The 17,388-nt window shown below is 63.0% G+C and carries 15 protein-coding genes; 13 read left to right on the forward strand and 2 right to left on the reverse strand.

Annotation, left to right across the window (positions count from 1 at the left end; all coding sequences use genetic code 11):
• Positions 1-114 precede the first annotated feature (114 nt).
• The 8 genes from RRF64_RS08990 (at position 115) to RRF64_RS09025 (ending at position 10,433) form a co-directional block, all read left to right on the forward strand.
• Positions 115-2,838, forward strand: a complete 2,724-nt coding sequence (locus RRF64_RS08990; RefSeq protein ID WP_323845500.1) for a TonB-dependent receptor domain-containing protein — start codon at positions 115-117, stop codon at positions 2,836-2,838.
• Between the two features lie 86 nt (positions 2,839-2,924).
• Positions 2,925-3,665 carry a PepSY domain-containing protein gene (locus tag RRF64_RS08995; protein ID WP_323845501.1) on the forward strand — a complete coding sequence of 247 codons (741 nt, stop codon included), beginning with the start codon at positions 2,925-2,927 and terminating at the stop codon, positions 3,663-3,665.
• Positions 3,662-5,590 (forward strand): NADH:ubiquinone reductase (Na(+)-transporting) subunit F, encoded by a 1,929-nt coding sequence (gene nqrF, locus RRF64_RS09000; RefSeq protein WP_323845502.1) that lies wholly within the window; start codon positions 3,662-3,664, stop codon positions 5,588-5,590. Before RRF64_RS08995 ends, nqrF begins: the two co-directional genes overlap by 4 nt.
• Positions 5,591-5,691: 101 nt before the next feature.
• Positions 5,692-6,090: a hypothetical protein gene (locus RRF64_RS09005; protein ID WP_323845504.1), complete on the forward strand. Its 399-nt coding sequence runs from the start codon at positions 5,692-5,694 to the stop codon at positions 6,088-6,090.
• Between the two features lie 161 nt (positions 6,091-6,251).
• Complete coding sequence (locus RRF64_RS09010; RefSeq protein ID WP_323845505.1) at positions 6,252-6,776, forward strand: DUF411 domain-containing protein; 525 nt, start codon at positions 6,252-6,254, stop codon at positions 6,774-6,776.
• Between the two features lie 7 nt (positions 6,777-6,783).
• Complete coding sequence (locus tag RRF64_RS09015; protein WP_323845506.1) at positions 6,784-8,808, forward strand: copper resistance system multicopper oxidase; 2,025 nt, start codon at positions 6,784-6,786, stop codon at positions 8,806-8,808.
• A gap of 157 nt (positions 8,809-8,965) precedes the next feature.
• Positions 8,966-9,811, forward strand: coding sequence for a copper resistance protein B (locus tag RRF64_RS09020; protein ID WP_323845507.1), 846 nt, complete (start codon positions 8,966-8,968; stop codon positions 9,809-9,811).
• Between the two features lie 178 nt (positions 9,812-9,989).
• Positions 9,990-10,433 carry an SRPBCC family protein gene (locus tag RRF64_RS09025; protein ID WP_323845508.1) on the forward strand — a complete coding sequence of 148 codons (444 nt, stop codon included), beginning with the start codon at positions 9,990-9,992 and terminating at the stop codon, positions 10,431-10,433.
• A gap of 8 nt (positions 10,434-10,441) precedes the next feature.
• Here the strand turns inward: RRF64_RS09025 and RRF64_RS09030 are convergent, their stop codons facing one another.
• Positions 10,442-10,810 (reverse strand): cupredoxin domain-containing protein, encoded by a 369-nt coding sequence (locus RRF64_RS09030; protein ID WP_323845509.1) that lies wholly within the window; start codon positions 10,808-10,810, stop codon positions 10,442-10,444.
• Positions 10,810-13,047: a heavy metal translocating P-type ATPase gene (locus RRF64_RS09035; protein ID WP_323845510.1), complete on the reverse strand. Its 2,238-nt coding sequence runs from the start codon at positions 13,045-13,047 to the stop codon at positions 10,810-10,812. The genes RRF64_RS09030 and RRF64_RS09035 overlap by 1 nt, the downstream gene beginning before the upstream one ends.
• A 205-nt stretch (positions 13,048-13,252) precedes the next feature.
• Between RRF64_RS09035 and RRF64_RS09040 the strand changes: the two genes are divergently transcribed.
• From RRF64_RS09040 to RRF64_RS09060, 5 genes are all read left to right on the forward strand, one after another.
• Complete coding sequence (locus RRF64_RS09040) at positions 13,253-13,861, forward strand: hypothetical protein (RefSeq protein WP_323845511.1); 609 nt, start codon at positions 13,253-13,255, stop codon at positions 13,859-13,861.
• Positions 13,862-14,040: 179 nt separating this feature from the next.
• Positions 14,041-15,360: a DnaT-like ssDNA-binding domain-containing protein gene (locus tag RRF64_RS09045; protein WP_323845512.1), complete on the forward strand. Its 1,320-nt coding sequence runs from the start codon at positions 14,041-14,043 to the stop codon at positions 15,358-15,360.
• The gene (locus RRF64_RS09050; protein ID WP_323845513.1) at positions 15,260-15,937 is read left to right on the forward strand and encodes a replication protein P; all 678 of its coding nucleotides are present in this window, start codon (positions 15,260-15,262) and stop codon (positions 15,935-15,937) included. The genes RRF64_RS09045 and RRF64_RS09050 overlap by 101 nt, the downstream gene beginning before the upstream one ends.
• A gap of 155 nt (positions 15,938-16,092) precedes the next feature.
• Entirely contained in the window at positions 16,093-16,803 is a 711-nt protein-coding gene (locus RRF64_RS09055; RefSeq protein WP_323845514.1) for an outer membrane beta-barrel protein, read from the forward strand.
• Between the two features lie 66 nt (positions 16,804-16,869).
• Positions 16,870-17,364 (forward strand): REP-associated tyrosine transposase, encoded by a 495-nt coding sequence (locus RRF64_RS09060; RefSeq protein WP_323845515.1) that lies wholly within the window; start codon positions 16,870-16,872, stop codon positions 17,362-17,364.
• The last annotated feature ends 24 nt before the right edge of the window (positions 17,365-17,388 follow it).

Raw genomic sequence — 17,388 nt, forward strand, 5'->3', positions numbered from 1 at the left:
TCACTGACGACTTACGCTCAATAGCGTGCGCTGTGTACATCGCATACGCACGCGCCGTCGTCCCTGCGCGACCACCGCGCGGGGCTCGAAAAATTAAAGATAAAGGAATTCGAGATGACACGTCCTAGCAACAAAATTGCAAGAACACCGCTGTTTATCGCGCTGGCCGCTGCCGCCACCGGTTACGCTCAGCTGACCTTCGCCCAGGCAGAAGATGCCGGCGCCCAATCGCAGATCGAAGAAGTCAATGTCACCGGTACCCGTATCAAGCGGGCCGATATCGAGGGCGTCGGCCCGGTTACCGTGCTCGACGAAGCCTCCATCGAAGCCACCGGTTTCAGTTCGCTGGAAAACCTGCTGCAATCCCTGCCCGCGGCGGCCGGCTTCGGCGGCAACCAGACCAACGCCTACTGGACGTCCAACGGCTACGGCACGGCGCAGATCAACCTGCGCGGACTGGGCACCAACCGCACCCTGGTCATGGTCAACGGCCGCCGCGTGGTCAACGGCGGTACCGGCGCCAACAGCAGCGTCGACCTGTCCATGATTCCGATGTCACTGGTTTCTAGTGTCGAAGTGCTGAAGGACGGCGCCTCCGCGACCTACGGTGCCGACGCCGTTGCCGGCGTGGTCAACCTGATCACCAAGAAGGAATTCGACGGACTGGAAATCGAGGGCAAGTACGGCCAGACCGCGCTCGGCGACGGTGAGGAGACTGTGCTCGACCTGACTTGGGGCGTATCCGGCGAGCGCGGCAACCTGATGGTCAATATGAGTTACCAGGACAACGGCCCCTCGCCACTGGATGCCCGTGTGCCCTGTCCGCTGGACGACGACAGCCAGTGCAGCGGCAGCTCTTCCACCATCGGCGGCCGCACCACCCTGCCCGCCGGCGCGACTATGCCGGACGGCACCGTGCTGACCGAACCTACCCGCGTCAACTTCAACCAGGACCCGAACGGCGACGGCGACTTCTATGAGCCCTACAACGGGCTCAAGCATGGCTTCAACTACAACCCCTATTTCAATGCCGTGCAGCCGATCGAGCGCTTCAGTTTTACCACCCTCGGCAACTTCGAGATTTCCGAGTCCGCCACCCTGTTCACGGAACTGATGTACACCAACCGTCAGTCGATGCAGCCCGCCTCCCCGGCGAGCCTGGCCGACCTCCCTTACAGCGCCGATCACCCCTCCAACCCCACCGGCAGCGATTTCGTGCTGGAACGCCGCCGCCTGCTGGAGAACGGTGCGCGCGACTTCTTCCAGGAAGTGGACACCTGGCGCGTGGTCACCGGCATTGAGGGCGATATCAACGGTGACTGGGGCTACGACGTTGCCGTTAACTGGGGACGCAACACCGCCTCCGACGGCATCGCCAACAACATCAATATGCAGCGCGTGGGCGAGACCCTCGATACCAGCCTGTGCGGCAGCAACGGTATTCCCTGTGCCGATTATCTCGGTTACGGCGACGTGACCCAGGATGTACTGGACTATATCGTCTTCAGCCAGGAGGGCACCGGTGGCAACGAGCAGAAGAGCCTGAGCGCCAACATCAACGGTTCCCTGTTCGAACTGCCGGCCGGCACCGTAGGCATGGCCGCCGGTGTGGAATGGCGCGAGGACAGCGGCTGGCGCAAGCCGGACTCGCTGGTGCAGGCGGGTTACGCCCTGGGTAACCAGGAAGAGCCGATCTCCGGCTCCACCGAGGCGCGGGAAATCTACGGCGAAATACTGGTACCGGTGTTGGCCGACCTGCCGCTGGTGCAGTCCCTGGAGCTCGACTTGGCCCTGCGCTATTCCGACTACGACCTGTTCGACGGCAAGGACACCTACAAGGCCGGCCTCAACTGGCAGGTCAACGACATGCTGAAGGTGCGCGGCACCATGACCACTGCCTTCCGCGTGCCCAATGTACCGGAACTGTTCGGCGGGGTGTCCGAGGGCAACCTGACCACCACCGATCCCTGTTCCGACTATGCGTCACTGGACCCGTCCAGCACCGTGTACCAGAACTGCCAGGCGGCGGGTGTGCCGCTGAACTATACCCAGCTCGGCACCACCATCCTGACCGATCGCGGCGGCAACCCGAACCTGACACCCGAAAGTGCCGAAAGCTTCACCTTCGGCCTGGTACTGCAGCCGCTGGACGGCCTGTCGCTGACCCTCGACTATTTCGATATCGAGATCGACGACGCCATCCGCGAGGTGTCCGGCTCCACCAAACTGGCGATGTGCTACGAGTCCGCCAACCTGGGCCACGCTTTCTGTGCGCCCGACCAGCACACCCGCAATCCGGTCAACGGCGACGTGAACTACCTGTCCACGCAGAAATTCAACACCGGCAACGAAGTGATGCAGGGCATCGATTTCGGCGCACTGTACGATTTCGACCTGGCCGGCCTGTCGCACACCTTCGACTTCAAGGCCTCGTACCTGCAGGAATACGAGACCACCGCCTTCGAGGGCGACGAGCCGTTCGTGCTCGACGGCTTCATCGGCAGCGGCAACGGTGGCTATCCGCACTGGCGCGCCAACGCGTCACTGACGACCCGCGGCAATCAGTGGAGCGGCACCTACTCGATCCGCATGATCGGTGAGGGGGATGACTTCAATGTCGAGAGCGGTATCGGTTCCAGTATGCCCAACATCTTCTACCACAATGTGCAGTTCTCCTACGCGATGAACGACGCACTGCGGATGAGTGTGGGCATCGACAACCTGTTCGACCAGGAGGCACCCCGCGTCGCCAGCTGGACTGACGGCAACACCGACACCATGACTTACGATCTGGCCGGTATGCGCAGTTATGTGCGCATGACGTACCGCTTCGACTGAGTCAGCGGAGACATTCACGGCGGCGGGGGTTAGACTCCCGCCTGCTGTTTATTTTCTCAACAGCGGTTACCAAGAGAAAAAATACAATGCAAACAGCTTCTATTACCAGGAAGCTCCACAAGTGGATCTTCCTGTTTGTCGGTGTCCAGGCGCTGCTCTGGACCCTGAGCGGGGCCTACATGGTGGTGATGGACCTGGATTTTATCCACGGCGACCACCTGGTAAAAAACCTGAATGAACCACTGCCCACCGCGACAGCGGGATTATTTCCTACCAGCGAACTGCTGCGCGATCGCACCGACGTAAAGTCCGTGCAGTTAATGTCAATTCGCGAAAAATTATTCTATGTGGTGCGCGACAGTGACGGCGCACACCTGCTCGACGCACACAGCGGCGTCGAGAATTCCCCGCTCGATCGAAAGACGGCGATAGCGCTGGCCGAACACTATTATTCCGGCGACCTGCCGGCGGCCTCCGCGGTGCTAATCAGCGAAAATCCGCCGACAGAACTGCAGTCCCGCCCACTGCCGCTGTGGCGGGTGGACTTCGATGATCGCTACGGCACCAGCCTCTATATCGACCCCAATACCGGCGCCCTGGCCACGCGCCGCCACGACTACTGGCGCGCCTTCGACTTCTTCTGGATGCTGCACATCATGGATTACGAGGCGCGCGAAAATATCCACAATCCGCTGCTGCTGATCGCCACCCTGTTCAGCCTGGTCAGTGTTCTAGCTGGGCTGGTGCTGCTGTTTTACAGCTTCGGCCAGCGCGGGACTGCGAAATCCCGGCAACAACACCAACAAGAACAGGAGGCCAGCGCATGAATTTTGTCAAAGTGGCCCACAAGTGGCTCAGCCTCGTTATCGGCCTCCAGCTGGCGCTGTGGCTGGCCAGCGGGCTGGCCTTCAACCTGCTCGATTCCAATATTGTCAGCGGTCGTCACCTGGCCGCCGGTCCGGTGGCCGCCGAACTCAGCTCTGCGCAGGTGAACGTCGGCCACGACGCCATCGCGCGACTGTACGCACCAGGCTCGATTGTGGATCTCCGCCTGCAGCCCGGTTTCGAACAGGCTGTTTACCGGGTGCAGACAAAAGACGGCGTGGAGCTGCGCGATGCCCGCAACGGCGCGCCGGTCGTGATCGACAGTGCGCGCGCCGCGGCCATCGCCGCGCGGGATTACGCCGGCGACGACAGCCTGATCGGCGAGCCGTTGCGCCTGGATAACGCCAATATGGAGGCGCGCCGCCACCAGGGCCCCATGTGGCGCGTGGACATCGCGGACGAGTTTGCCACCAGCCTGTATATCTCCGCGGCGGACGGCCGCGTGCTGGAGCGCCGCAACGACACTTGGCGGCTGTTCGATATCTTCTGGATGCTGCATATCATGGATTACAGTGAGCGGGAGAGCTTCAACAATCCGTTCGTGATTGCCTTTGGTCTCGGCGCCCTGCTGATGTCCCTGTCCGGCTGCCTGCTGCTGTTCAGCAGTTTTTCCCGCCACGACTTCAACCTGGTGGCCCATTACCGGCGAGGGCGCCACAGCCGCGTGGCGGTGCAGCTGTTGGACAGCAACGCCAATCCGATCAACCGGCTGGCGCTGGTCAGCGGCAGCAACCTGTTCGACGGCCTCGCCGCCAACGGCATACAGCTGCCGTCCAACTGCGGCGGCGGCGGCAGCTGCGGCCTGTGCCAGGTGCGCCTGGACACGGATGCACCGGTCAGCGCCAGCGAGAAGGCGTTGCTGTCGATCAGCGAGCTGGCGGCCGGTTACCGGCTGGCCTGCCAGCAGCGCGCGAGCGGGGCGACGCGCCTCACCCTGGATGACAGCCTGCTGCGGGCAGGCCAGTACAGTGCCGAAGTGGTGGCAAGCCGCTTCCTGACGCCGTTTATCAAGGAGATTCACCTGCGCCTGCCCGATACGGCCGGCTTCGCCTTCCGCGCCGGCAGCTTCGTGCAGGTAGAGGTGCCGCCGCACCAGCTGCGGCTGGCGGACCTGCCGGTAGACAGCGAGTTCCGCGCGGACTGGCGCCAGTGGCGGGCCGCGGCCGGCGCCGCACACAGCGAAACGGTGCGGCGCTCCTATTCCATGGCTAACGCGCCCCGTGAGTCCATGGCGAACGCGCCCCGCGAGTCCACGACCAAGGCGCCCGGCGAAGCCATGCCCCTCGACCGGTGCGAGGGCGACAACCGCATAGTGCTCAACGTGCGCATTCAGCCGCCGCCCCAGGACAGTGGCACCGTGTCCGGCGGCCTGGGCTCGAGCTATATGTTCAACCTCAAGCCCGGTGACCGGGTAAAAATGTCCGGTCCCTTCGGCAGTTTCCATGCAACGGATACTGACCGCGAGATGGTGTTTATCGGCGGCGGGGCCGGCATGGCCCCGCTGCGCTCGATCATCGTGGATCAGCTGCGCAACCGGGGCAGCAGCCGCAAAATCAGTTTCTGGTACGGGGCCCGCAGCCTGCGCGAAGTCTTCTATGCCGAGGAGTTTCACCGGCTGGCCAGCGAGCACGACAACTTCTCCTGGCGCCTGGGCCTGTCAGAACCGCGCGCGGAGGACAACTGGTCGGGGGCCAACGGCTTTATCAGCGACATCGTTGCGGACCAATACCTGCGCGGACATCCGCAGATCGACAACTGCGAGTTCTATCTGTGCGGCCCGCCGCCGATGCTGAAGGCGTGTATCGCCATGCTCACGGCGCTGGGGGTCGCGGAAGACAGGATCGCCTTCGACGACTTCGGCTGCTGATATCGCGGCAGGCGCCGGGGGCCGGACCACCAGCCCCCGGCGCTTGCCAAGCTGCCGGGCAACCTCTAACCTTCACCACCGAAAGTCATCCATCGCCAGACATGCAAAAACTGATCGCGAAATCACTGCTGTTGCTGATGTTGATCACCGTCTTCGGACAGGTGATGGCCCAGCCGTGCGCGGATATGCATGCGCAGACCATGACTGCCAGTGTCGAAATGATGGGCACTCACCCGATGGATGACGATGACCATGACGGCCATTGCGGCGACGGCATGGCAGTGGCTGCGGAAGCGCAGTCCCACTGCGGTGAAGCCCCGGCTGCTGCGGACGACTGCGGACAGAGCTGTACCTGCTGCCCCGGTCACTGCGCGTCTGTACTGCCCACCACCGAGCTTGGCAGCAACAGCCTGCCGCGCCTCTTTGCGATCAATACCTACCGCGATATCACCTCCTCTCCGAAGCCGGAATCCGCGATCAAGCCACCCAGATTTGGCTGATCACGGGATCAGTGCGTCCTGAGTCAACGCATCCCCTCCCGAACAGCGCTGACGCCGCGGTGAGCTTCTCACCCAATGGCGTCAGGCCGGATATGCATCCGGAAAACAGCAGCCTTTAACTGCACCCAAATAAATTGCCTGTACAACTTGAGAGAACAGCCATGACCATCAAGTCCATGACGTCTGCCCTGGTCGCGCTCGCCCTGCTGGCCCTGACCGCCTGTGCGGACGCGGAATCCGGCGGTGTGACCGCGCAAAAGGACGCGCTACAGACCGCCGACGCCGCCGCCATCGAACTGACCACCTACAAGAGCGCCACCTGCGGCTGCTGCAAGAAGTGGGTAGATCACGCGCGCGCCAGCGGCTTCAAGGTCACCGCGACCGATGTCGACGACCTCAACGGCATCAAGAACCGTCACCAGATAGAACCCCGCCACCAGTCCTGCCACACCAGCGTGTCGACTGAGGGCTATGTTTTCGAGGGACATATCCCGGCCAAACTGATCCGCCAGTTCCTGCAGAAGCCGCCGGCGGGCGCCCGCGGCCTCGCGGTGGCGGCCATGCCGCTGGGCAGCCCGGGCATGGAAGTCGAAGGCCACTTCACCCCCTACAACGTCATGCTGCTCAATAAAGACGGCAGCGAGAGCGTCTACGCGCGCATCGACAGCATCGAACATCAGCACTGAGGTGGCCATGAGAAAAACACCGAAAAAAACAACCGGACCCCAATTTGAGCTGCCGCAACTGTCCCGGCGGCGTTTCGTCACCGGCATGGCCGCCGGCGCGGCGCTGCTGGGCCTGCCCGCCGGGCTCTCCGCCAGCGCGGCGCGCGCCGGCGCGGCGCCGCAGACGCTGCGCGGCAACCAGTTCGACCTGAATATCGGTTACCAGCCGGTGAACTTTACCGGCCGCGAGCGCACCGCGGTGGCGGTGAACGGCAGCGTGCCCGGCCCGGTACTGCGCTGGAAGGAAGGGCAGACGGTCACGCTGAACGTCACCAACCACCTGGCCCACGACACCTCGATTCACTGGCACGGCATCATACTGCCGAGCAATATGGACGGCGTGCCCGGACTCAGCTTTAACGGCATCAGGCCCGGCGAAACCTTCACTTATCAGTTCGCGGTGAACCAGAGCGGCACCTACTGGTATCACAGCCACTCGGACTTCCAGGAGCAGCAGGGCAACTACGGCAGCATTGTGATCGATCCGGCCGACGCGGACCCGGTGGCCTACGATCGCGATTATGTCGTGCTGCTGTCCGACTGGAGCGACGAGTCGCCCCACGACATCTACGCCAAGCTGAAGAAAGAGGGCCACTACTACAACCGCCGCCGTCGCACCGCCGGCGACCTGTGGCGCGAGGTCAAGGAAAAGGGCGTGGCGGCGACCTGGCGCGACCGTGAGATGTGGAACGTGATGCGCATGTCGGACCGCGACATCTCCGACGTGACCGGCTACACCTACACCTTCCTGATGAACGGCCAGACGCCGGACGCCAACTGGACTGCGCTGTTCCGCAAGGGCGAGAAGGTGCGCCTGCGCTTTATCAACGCCGCCGCCATGTCCATTTTCGATATCCGCATCCCGGGGCTGAAGATGACCGTGGTCGCCTCTGACGGCCAGAACATAGAGCCGGTTACCGTGGATGAATTCCGCATCGGCGTGGCCGAGACCTATGACGTTATCGTCGAGCCGGATGGCGACAGCGCCTACACCCTGTTCGCGCAGACCATCGACCGCAGCGGCTTCGCCCGCGGCACCCTGACCGCGGACCCGAGCCTGCGCGCGCCGGTGCCGGCCATGGACTACGCCCCGGTGCTGACCCACGGAGATATGGGGATGGGCCACGGCGCCCACGCCGGCATGGCCGGTATGGGCGGTATGGATCACAGCCAGCACGACATGGGCAGCATGGGCGGCATGGACCACAGCCAGCACGACATGGGCAGCATGGGTGGCATGGACCACAGCCAGCACGACATGAGTGGCATGGAAGGCATGGACCACAGCCAGCACGACATGAGCGGCACGGACCACAGCCAGCACAACATGAGCGGCATGGACCACAGCCAGCACCAGGCGGGCTCGGGGAACTACAGCCTGCACGGCGGCCGCCCGGAACTCGGCGGCATGCAGGGCGTCTGGTTTACCGACAACCTCGGCCGCGCCGGCCACGGCAGCAACAGTCCGATCGTGCACCTGCCCAGCGAATACGGTTACGGCGTGGATATGCGCTCGGAAATGCCGATGAGCGGCCTGCAGGATCCGGGCATCGGCCTGCGCGATCATATGCAGCGCTACGGCCGCCGCGTGCTGAACTACGGCGATATCCGCAACCTGACGCCAACCATCGACCGGCGCGAACCGACCCGCGAGCTGCAGCTGCACCTGACCGGCAATATGCACCGCTATATGTGGTCCATGGACGGCATCAAGTTCGGTGACGCCGAACCGCTGATGCTGAAGTACGGCGAGCGCATTCGCATCACGCTGGTGAACGACACCATGATGACCCACCCGATACACCTGCACGGCATGTGGAGCGAGCTGGAAACCGGCGATGCCGAGTATATTCCGCGCAAGCACACGATCATCGTGCAGCCCGGCTCCAAGATCAGCTACCTGGTCACTGCCGACGCTTACGGCCGCTGGGCCTACCACTGTCACCTGCTGTACCACATGCCCGGCATGTTCCGCGAAGTGCGCGTCGTGTAGGCCTGAAAAACTACTGCGCTCGGCATCCTGGCTGCCGGCGGTGCTCGAGATCCTCACGTGCAGAAAGCACGCTCCGGTCTCTCCGCGCCGGCGGCAACCAAGCTGCCATCGCTCGCGACGTTTTTCAGACCTCCACATGAGATTCAGGAAAAGTAATATGAAAACGCTGTTAATTTTATTTGCCGCACTCACCGCCAACGCGGCCCTGGCCCAGGACGACATGTCCCACCACGATCACGGCGACCACACCGATCACGGTGATCAGGGCGCACCTATGGACGCCTATCCGGCCGCGCCCGCGCCTTCCTACCCGGCCCCGCAGGGTGCGACGCAAAACCTGGAGCACGCGCCGGATTCCCCGGACCACGTGATGGATCACGACGTGCTGCTGACCAAGGTCACCTTCGACCAGTTGGAGGTGCGCGAGGACGACGGCGGCGCGGTGAAGGGCGATGTCTGGTTCGGCGGCGACCGCAACAAGCTCTGGTTCAAGGCCGAGTGGGAGCGGGACGAAGGTGAGACGGAAAAGGCCGAGCTGCACGCGCTCTACAGCCGTGCGATAGCCCCCTACTGGGACCTGCAGATGGGCGTGCGCCACGACTTCGAAACCGAGAGTGACAGCCGCAACTGGGGCGTAATCGGCTTCAACGGCCTGGCGCCCTACTTCTTCGAAGTGGACTCGGCACTGTTTGTCGGCGAGGACGGCGATACCGCCATGCGTCTGGAGGCAGAGTACGAACTGCTGTTTACCCAGCAGTGGATCCTCAGCCCGGAGATCGAGGCGGATTTCTTTGGCCAGAATGACCGCGACGCCGGCACCGGCTCAGGACTGTCCGACGTCGAACTGGGCCTGCGCCTGCGCTACGAATTCACGCCGCAGTTTGCGCCCTATGTCGGCGTGCACTACGAGCGGAAATTCGGCAACGCCGCCGATTTCGCCCGCGACGAGGGCGAGCACACCAACATCACCAGCTGGGTGATCGGCCTGCACGCCTGGTTCTGACCGGGCGCTCGTATCGCGACAAGCAGGCCGTTAAGGGGACTTAGGTAAGGGTGAACTTCGTGTTCGCCTTTTTTGTTGTCGAGAAACGCGCAACTTACGGCAATAATCATGAACCGCTGTCGAATTCAATTGGTCCCCTTCGACTGGGACATATAAGTAATCACAAGGAGACAGTCCCATGAGCAATACCGTCGAATTGCACCGAGTGCTGCGCACATCGCCAGAGAAAATTTACCGCGCTTTTATCGAACAGGATGCCTTCGCCCGCTGGCTGCCGCCCTGCGGCTTTACCGCCAAAGTGCACGAGATGGACGCGCGGGTCGGTGGCAATTACAAGATGTCATTTACCAACTTCACCACCGGGCACAGCCATTCGTTCGGTGGCACTTATAAGGAATTGGAACCCTACAGCCGCATCCGCTATACGGCGAGATTCGACGATCCGAATCTGCCCGGGCAGATGCAGACCACGGTCACGCTGACACAAGTCTCCTGCGGCACCGAACTGCAGGTGACCCAGGAGGGAATCCCCGAAATGATTCCCACCGACGCATGTTACCTCGGCTGGCAGGAATCACTGGAGTACCTCGCCATGTTGGTCGAGCCGGAAATCCCCCAGTAAACAAGCTCTTACTCCACCACCAGCGTGCCGCGATACATCTGCATCTGGCAGGTGAACGGATATTCGCCCGGTTCCGCCGCGGGGATTTTCACCGCGGTGTCGCTGTGCACCGACAGCTGCGCGCTGACTTCCAGATCCGGGAACAGCACCCACTCGGCACAGGGGCTGGGATCCTCGCGGCGAAAGTGCAATGTAGCCGCCTCGCCGGCTGGCAGGCGGATGTGGTCCGGCTCGTAGACGCCGTCCTTCACCAGGATCTGCAGTCGCTCCGCACCGCTGACAGCGGCCGCCGTCTGGCGCCGCGGTCCCAGCCAGAACCACCACAGAATTGCCGCAATCAGCACAAGTCCGATGCCATTGATCAGTAGCGCCAGCATTACTGCACCTCCGTCGCCTGGAAGAATCGCAGGCGGTTCGCGTTGCTGACCACGGTGACCGAGGAGAAGGCCATGGCCGCGCCGGCGATCACCGGGCTCAGCAGCGCGCCGGTAAACGGGTACAGCACGCCGGCGGCAATAGGAATACCGAGGGTGTTGTAAACAAAGGCACCGAACAGGTTCTGCTTGATATTGCGCAGCGTCGCGCGGGACAGCTCAATCGCATTCGCCACGCCGTGCAGCGACGAGCGCATCAAGGTGATATCGGCGGTCTCGATGGCGACGTCGGTACCGGCGCCGATGGCGAAGCCCACGTCCGCGCGCGCCAGTGCCGGGGCATCGTTGATGCCATCGCCGACCATGCCGACCCGCTGGCCTTGTGCCATCAAGTCGCCGACGATTCTTTCCTTGTCTTCCGGCAGCAGTTCCGCGTGCACCCGGTCGATGCCGAGTTGCTGGGCCACCGCATCGGCCGTGGCGCTGCTGTCGCCGGTCAGCATCTCGATGCGCAGCCCCAGCCGCAGCAGCCGCGCAATGGCGGCATTGGCATCCTCGCGGATCGGGTCCGCCACGGCGATAATTCCGGCGGCCGCGCCATCCACGGCGGCGTACATCGCCGTGCGGCCCAGGTCCGCCAGTTCGTCGGCGCGCTCGTGCCAGGCGGCAATATCGATGTTCTCGCGCTGCATCAGTTTGCGGTTGCCCAGCAGTATTTTCTTGCCGTCCACGGTGCCGGAAACGCCGTGGGCGGTGATCGCCTCGAACTCGCTGAGTGGCAGCAAATCGAGGTTCCTTTCCCGCGCCGCGGCGACCACCGCTTCCGCCAGCGGGTGCTCGGAGCCCTGCTCCAGGCTGGCGAGCAGCGCGAGCAGTTCATCGGCATCGCCATCTCCGACAGTTTCGAGATCCGTCAGCTTTGGCGCGCCCTCGGTGAGGGTACCGGTCTTGTCCACCACGAGCGTGGTCAGGTTACTGGCCTGCTGCAGCGCCTTGCCGTTGCGCACCAGCACACCGTACTCGGCGCCCTTGCCGACGCCGACCATCACCGACATCGGTGTGGCCAGGCCGAGCGCGCAGGGGCAGGCGATGATCAGCACCGCGGTGAGCACGACCAGCATATGCGCCGCGCGCGGATCCGGTCCCCAGTTGAACCAGATCAGCGCGGAGACGATGGCGATGATCATCACCGCCGGGACAAAGATCGCCGAGATCTTGTCGGCCAGCCGCGCGATCGGCACCCGCGAGCTCTGCGCGTTCTTGACCATTTCGATAATCTGCGCCAGCCGCGTCTCGGCGCCGACTTTCTCCGCCGCGAACAGCAGCGTGCCGTTCTTGTTCAGCGTGCCCGCCGACAGCGTATCGCGCTCGGCTTTTTTTACCGGCACCGGTTCGCCGGTCAGCATCGACTCGTCCACCAGGCTGCTGCCGTCCAGCACGCGGCCGTCCACCGGGATTTTCTCTCCCGGGCGCACGCGCAAGCGGTCGCCCACCTGCACTTCTTCCAGCGGCATATCCACTTCGCGGCCGTCGCGCACTACGCGCGCGGTCGGATCCTGCAGCTGCAGCAGCTTTTCCACCGCCGCACTGGTGCGGCCGCGGGCGCGCACCTCCAGCGCCTGCCCCAGGTTGATCAGGCCGATGATCATCGCGCTGGCCTCGAAGTAGACGTGGCGCGCCGCCTCCGGCAACAACTGTGGCAGCAGCACCACCAGCATCGAGAAGACCCAGGCGGTGCCGGTGCCGAGCGCGATCAGCGTGTCCATATTGGCATTGTGGTGGCGGAAGGCGCGCCAGGCGCCGCTGAAGAAGTGCCCGCCGCAGTAGAGCAGCACGCCGAGGGTCAGCAGTCCGACCGCGCCCCAGAGTAACTGCTGCATCGGCGAATCCACCATCATCTCGCCGGTCAGCAGGCCCCAGGCCATCAGCGGAACACCGAGGCCGAGCGCCAGGCCGGAGCGCCACAGTAACTGGCGGTAATGGCGCTGTTCCTCGGCGCGCTGCTGCTCGCGCAGCTCGCGCTCGCTGCGGCGTACCGGTTCGGCGCCGTAGCCGGCGCTCTCTATCGCGCTCTGTATATCGCCGGCGTCCACGCTGCCGCTCACCTGCAGCGTGCGGTCCGCCAAGTTGACTCGCGCTTCGTCCACACCGGGCACGGCTTTCACCGACTTTTCGATCTTGCTAACGCAGCCGGCGCAGGAGACGCCGCTCAGGGTGAAAGTCTGCTGCTGTTTACTCATGTTTCCATCCTAGCCATACCTAACCATCGACAACTGGCGCACAGAGTAAAGGCTTGCCCCCGGGGCAAGGCAAGCGCCCAGATCCGCATCCACACCGGAAAATATACCTGTACAAGGCCCGGGCAATAGCCACAAAATTCCCACGCAACTGGCTGCACGGGGAGTACATACAGCGCCGAGAGAATCACTAATCAGAAATGACGGGGTGTCTATGAAAATGGATATGGTGTTGGCACTGGCGCTATCAGCAGCGCCGCTCGCGGCCCCCGCCGCAGATCTCAGTTACACCTATGTCGAAGCCGGCGTCAGCCGCACCGATATGGAGCTCAACAGCGAATTCGAAGATGCCGTCCTGATCGGAGGATTTATGCGAGGTTCACTGGCCATAGGGGAATCCTTCTACCTGCTCTCCGGCTATGAATCGGGCACCGATAGCAACTGGATCGGCGCGCCGGCAACAGAAGTGTCCCAGCTGCAACTCGGTGGCGGGCTCCGTCGCAGACTTTCCGACGGCGTCGATTTTCTCACAGAGGCGAGCTATATAACCCGCGACATTAGCTTCCGGGATTTCTTCGGATCTGCGAGCGACAGCGCCAGCGGATACCGGGTTTCATCCGGATTGCGCGGCGAGTTTTTCACGCGCCTGGAGGCCCTGGCCAAGGCCAATTACACCGATGTGGGCGATGACAGCGGTGAGTTTTCTGCAACCCTGGGCGCGCAATTCAAGTTCAGCAAAACCTGGCGTCTGTTGGGAGAGCTGGTGTTAGGCGGCGATATCAGCAAATACGAGCTCGGAGTTCGCGCCAGCTTTTAAGCGCCGCAGCGGCACTCTGCCCGTCCTGACAACCCGGTCGCGACCATATAGTCTGACCAGACCGGGCAAACCGTCCGCGCTGCGCTCGGCAATCTGGCCGCAGCAGGCGCGGGCCAGGCCCGCGGGTCTGCCACCTGCGCCCCTCCCGACCACCCCGGCCAGGTGTTATCATCGCCGCCATGAAACACCCTCTGCTCCCGGAAAGACCCCTCTGCATCTCCCCCACCCTGGCCGCCACCCTCGGCCTGGAGGAGGCGGTATTGCTGACCGCGCTGGGTGACCTGCTGCCGTTCCTGCCAGTGGAGGCCCACCCGGGGCGCGACTGGTACACAGCCGAGGGCGAACAGCTGCAGCAGCTGCTGCCCTTCTGGCAGCCGGCGGATATCCAGCGGGTGGCCACCAGCCTGCGCAACCAGGGGGCACTGCTGCTGGGCGCGGCGCCCTACGGCAGCAGCGAGATACTCAAGTTCGCCCTGCCCGGCGAGCACACCCGTCCAGAGCGGTCCCCACAGGCACCCGCCAACCGCAGCGCCAACACCATCGGCCCCGGCTGGCAGCCGGACGCGGAGACCATGGCGCGTATCGCCCAGCTGGGGGTTCCCGAGCACTTCGTGCGCGAGCAGTTGCCGGAGTTCGTCACCTACTGGCGCGAGCGCGGCGAGTCGCGCCACTCCTTCGGCTCCCTGTTCCTGAAGCAGGTGAAGAGCAAGTGGGAGGCCTTCCGCGCCACCGCACAGCGCAAGCAGCCGCTGCCGGAACACTGGCGCCCGGGCGAGGAGACACTGCGCAAGCTGTCCGACGAGGGCGTGCCCAGCACCTTCGTGCGCCGCGGCCTACAGCGCTTTGTCGACTACCATAGATCCAGCGGCAAACAGTCCATCTCCTGGGACCTGGAGTTCAACGACTGGGTGATGGAGGACTGGGAGAAGCAGGACGCGCCCTTTATCGAGAAGCGCAAACCTACCGCCATGACCCGCGACTGGCAGCCCAGCGAGCACACCTGGGAGCAGCTCAGGCGCCTGGCGATCAACCCCAACTTTGCCGCCGAACTGCTGCCGGAATTTATCTACAAGTGGCTCGAGCGCGGCGGCCACAGCGCGCGCTGGGGCGAACTGTTTATCGAATACGCGCGCGAGGAGTGGGCCTACTACTGCCAGGGGATCGAGAAGAACCCGGTGGCCAAGCCCATTCCGCGCAACTGGCAGCCAGGCGGCGACTGCTTGAGTCACCTGGTTAATCAGTGTGAAATAGAGCGGGATTTCGCGCTCAGTTTAGTACCCGAATTCATTATCTACTGGCGCGGGCAGAATACCGCGCGCAAGAGCTGGGACGCCGTCTTCGTGCGTCACGCGCGCCACCAGTGGGCGGAGCGCAACAAGCTGGCAATAGGACACTCCAATGGCAAGCCGCAACACACCAACAACGACAACCAGCGCAGCGACAACCAGAGAACAAGGGACAGGTCCGTCCTCGACATCGTCACGGACACGGACTGGTAGCGGAGACGCCAACCAGGCGCTGGATGACAAGAAGCGCGCGCTCAACGAAGTCTTCGGCCTGCTCAAACTCGGCTATCATAACCAGTTCAACGCGGCCTTCCCGGACACCGAGACGCTGAACCACGCCAAGCGCCTGTGGCTCGAGTCCCTGAACGCCTTTTCGCCGGCGGAAATCGTCGCCGGCGCCAAGCGCGCCATCAAGCAGAGCGAGTATCTGCCCACGATACACAAGATGCTGCAGCTGTGCGCCGCCGGCGACAGCGGCCTGCCCGATGCCCGCGCCGCCTACCGCGAGGCCTGCAACGCCCCCAGCCCGAAAAGCAATCACAACTGGAGCCACCCCGCGGTCTATCACGCCGGCCGTGAATCCAACTGGTTCTTCCTGGCGAATAATTCCGAGCCGGTGGCCTTCCCGGTATTCGCCGAGCACTACCGCAAGATCTGTGCGCAAGTGCTTGAGGGCACCAAACTGGCGGCGCCGGAGCAGTTGAAGCTGGAACAGAATCCCGGCAAACCGCTGTCGAAAGAAGAAAATGCGGAGAAGATGGCGGCGCTGCGCGCAGAACTCGATCTCTAATATTCCTTGGTAGGAGCGGCCCATGGCCGCGATCGATCTCTGCCGGTATGCTGTATCGATCGCGGCCATGGGCCGCTCCTACAAAATCACGCCAGACCAAAGCAGTTTCGGAAAAGCTGTATAAAATAATTCACTCCAACCCAGCAGGTAACGCCATGAACCGGCCACTCATTCTGCTAGCGGTACCCCTCCTCACTGTCTGTGCGCAGGCGCAGGCCGATTTCTACTCCCACCGATACGGCGGTGTCGCCTTCAGCGATGCGGAGCTGGCGGGTTTCTGCCGCGGCGCCACTGGCTTCGTGCAGGGCCTCAACAGCCCCCAGCAGACGTCTACCACCAACGCGTGCAGCGAGAATGGCGATGGCTGGAAGATTTACGGCGGCTGGCGCTGGACGCCGCACCTGGCGGTGGAGGCCAGCTATCAGCAGCTGGCAAATGCGGAACTGGATTTCCGCGTTGACGCCGACAACGGAGAATACCTGAGATTCGAGGACGAGATCGAAACCCAGCTGATCAATGTGTTCGCCGTCGCCCACTGGCCACTGGTCGAGGGCATCAACTTGTTCGGCAAGCTCGGTGGCGGCCTGTGGAATTCGAAAATCTCTGAACGCCAGTCCGGCGAACTGTTGTTCGTATACCTGGTGGGTGAAGACGCTCTCGAAGAGCGCCTCACCGAGGTCAGCGGCCGCGTCGAGGATCGCGCGAATGGCTTCCACTGGGGCTACGGCGTCGGCATCAGCTACCGCCACCAGAACGCGTGGACCCTGCGCGCCGAGTGGGAGAGCTTCTCCGACGTCGGCAGCGATGATTTCCGCAGTGGGTTCGATGTGGAGGCTGCGTCTTTGGGGTGGAGTATGCACTTCTGAACTGAGTTCGATCGCGGCCATGGGCCGCTCCTACAGGGGAAGAAACTTCTATTGTAGGAGCGGCCCATGGCCGCGATCGGTCTCGCAGGGACGCAAATGGCCCAATATAAATCCGGATACCAGGCCTTGCGAAAGGGCAGAGCCTCTATACGCAATCAGATCTATCTGGTAACCAGCACCACCCGAAATCGCAATCCTCTTTTCTCGGAATGGCGACTGGCTAGTATTGCCTGTCGCAATTTCGAAAAAGATCTTCTATTAAAAGACGCAACTATGCTCGCCTGGGTCTTGATGCCCGACCATGCGCACTGGCTCGTTCAACTGGGAACACAACTCGAGTTAGGCGCCTTGATGATGCGAATCAAGTCTGCTGCTGCCCGCGAAATTAATCGCACCAGAAATCGCAAAGAACCAGTCTGGGACAGGGGCTTTCACGATCGCGCCTTGCGCCAAGAGGAAGATATAGCGGCGACCGCGCGATACATTGTCGCCAATCCATTGCGGGCGGGGCTGGTTAAGAGAGTCGGCGATTATCCCTATTGGAATGCGATCTGGTTGTGAGTCTGAGTCCGATCGCGGCCATGG

The organism is Microbulbifer magnicolonia, from assembly GCF_035117725.1.
GTDB lineage: Bacteria > Pseudomonadota > Gammaproteobacteria > Pseudomonadales > Cellvibrionaceae > Microbulbifer > Microbulbifer magnicolonia.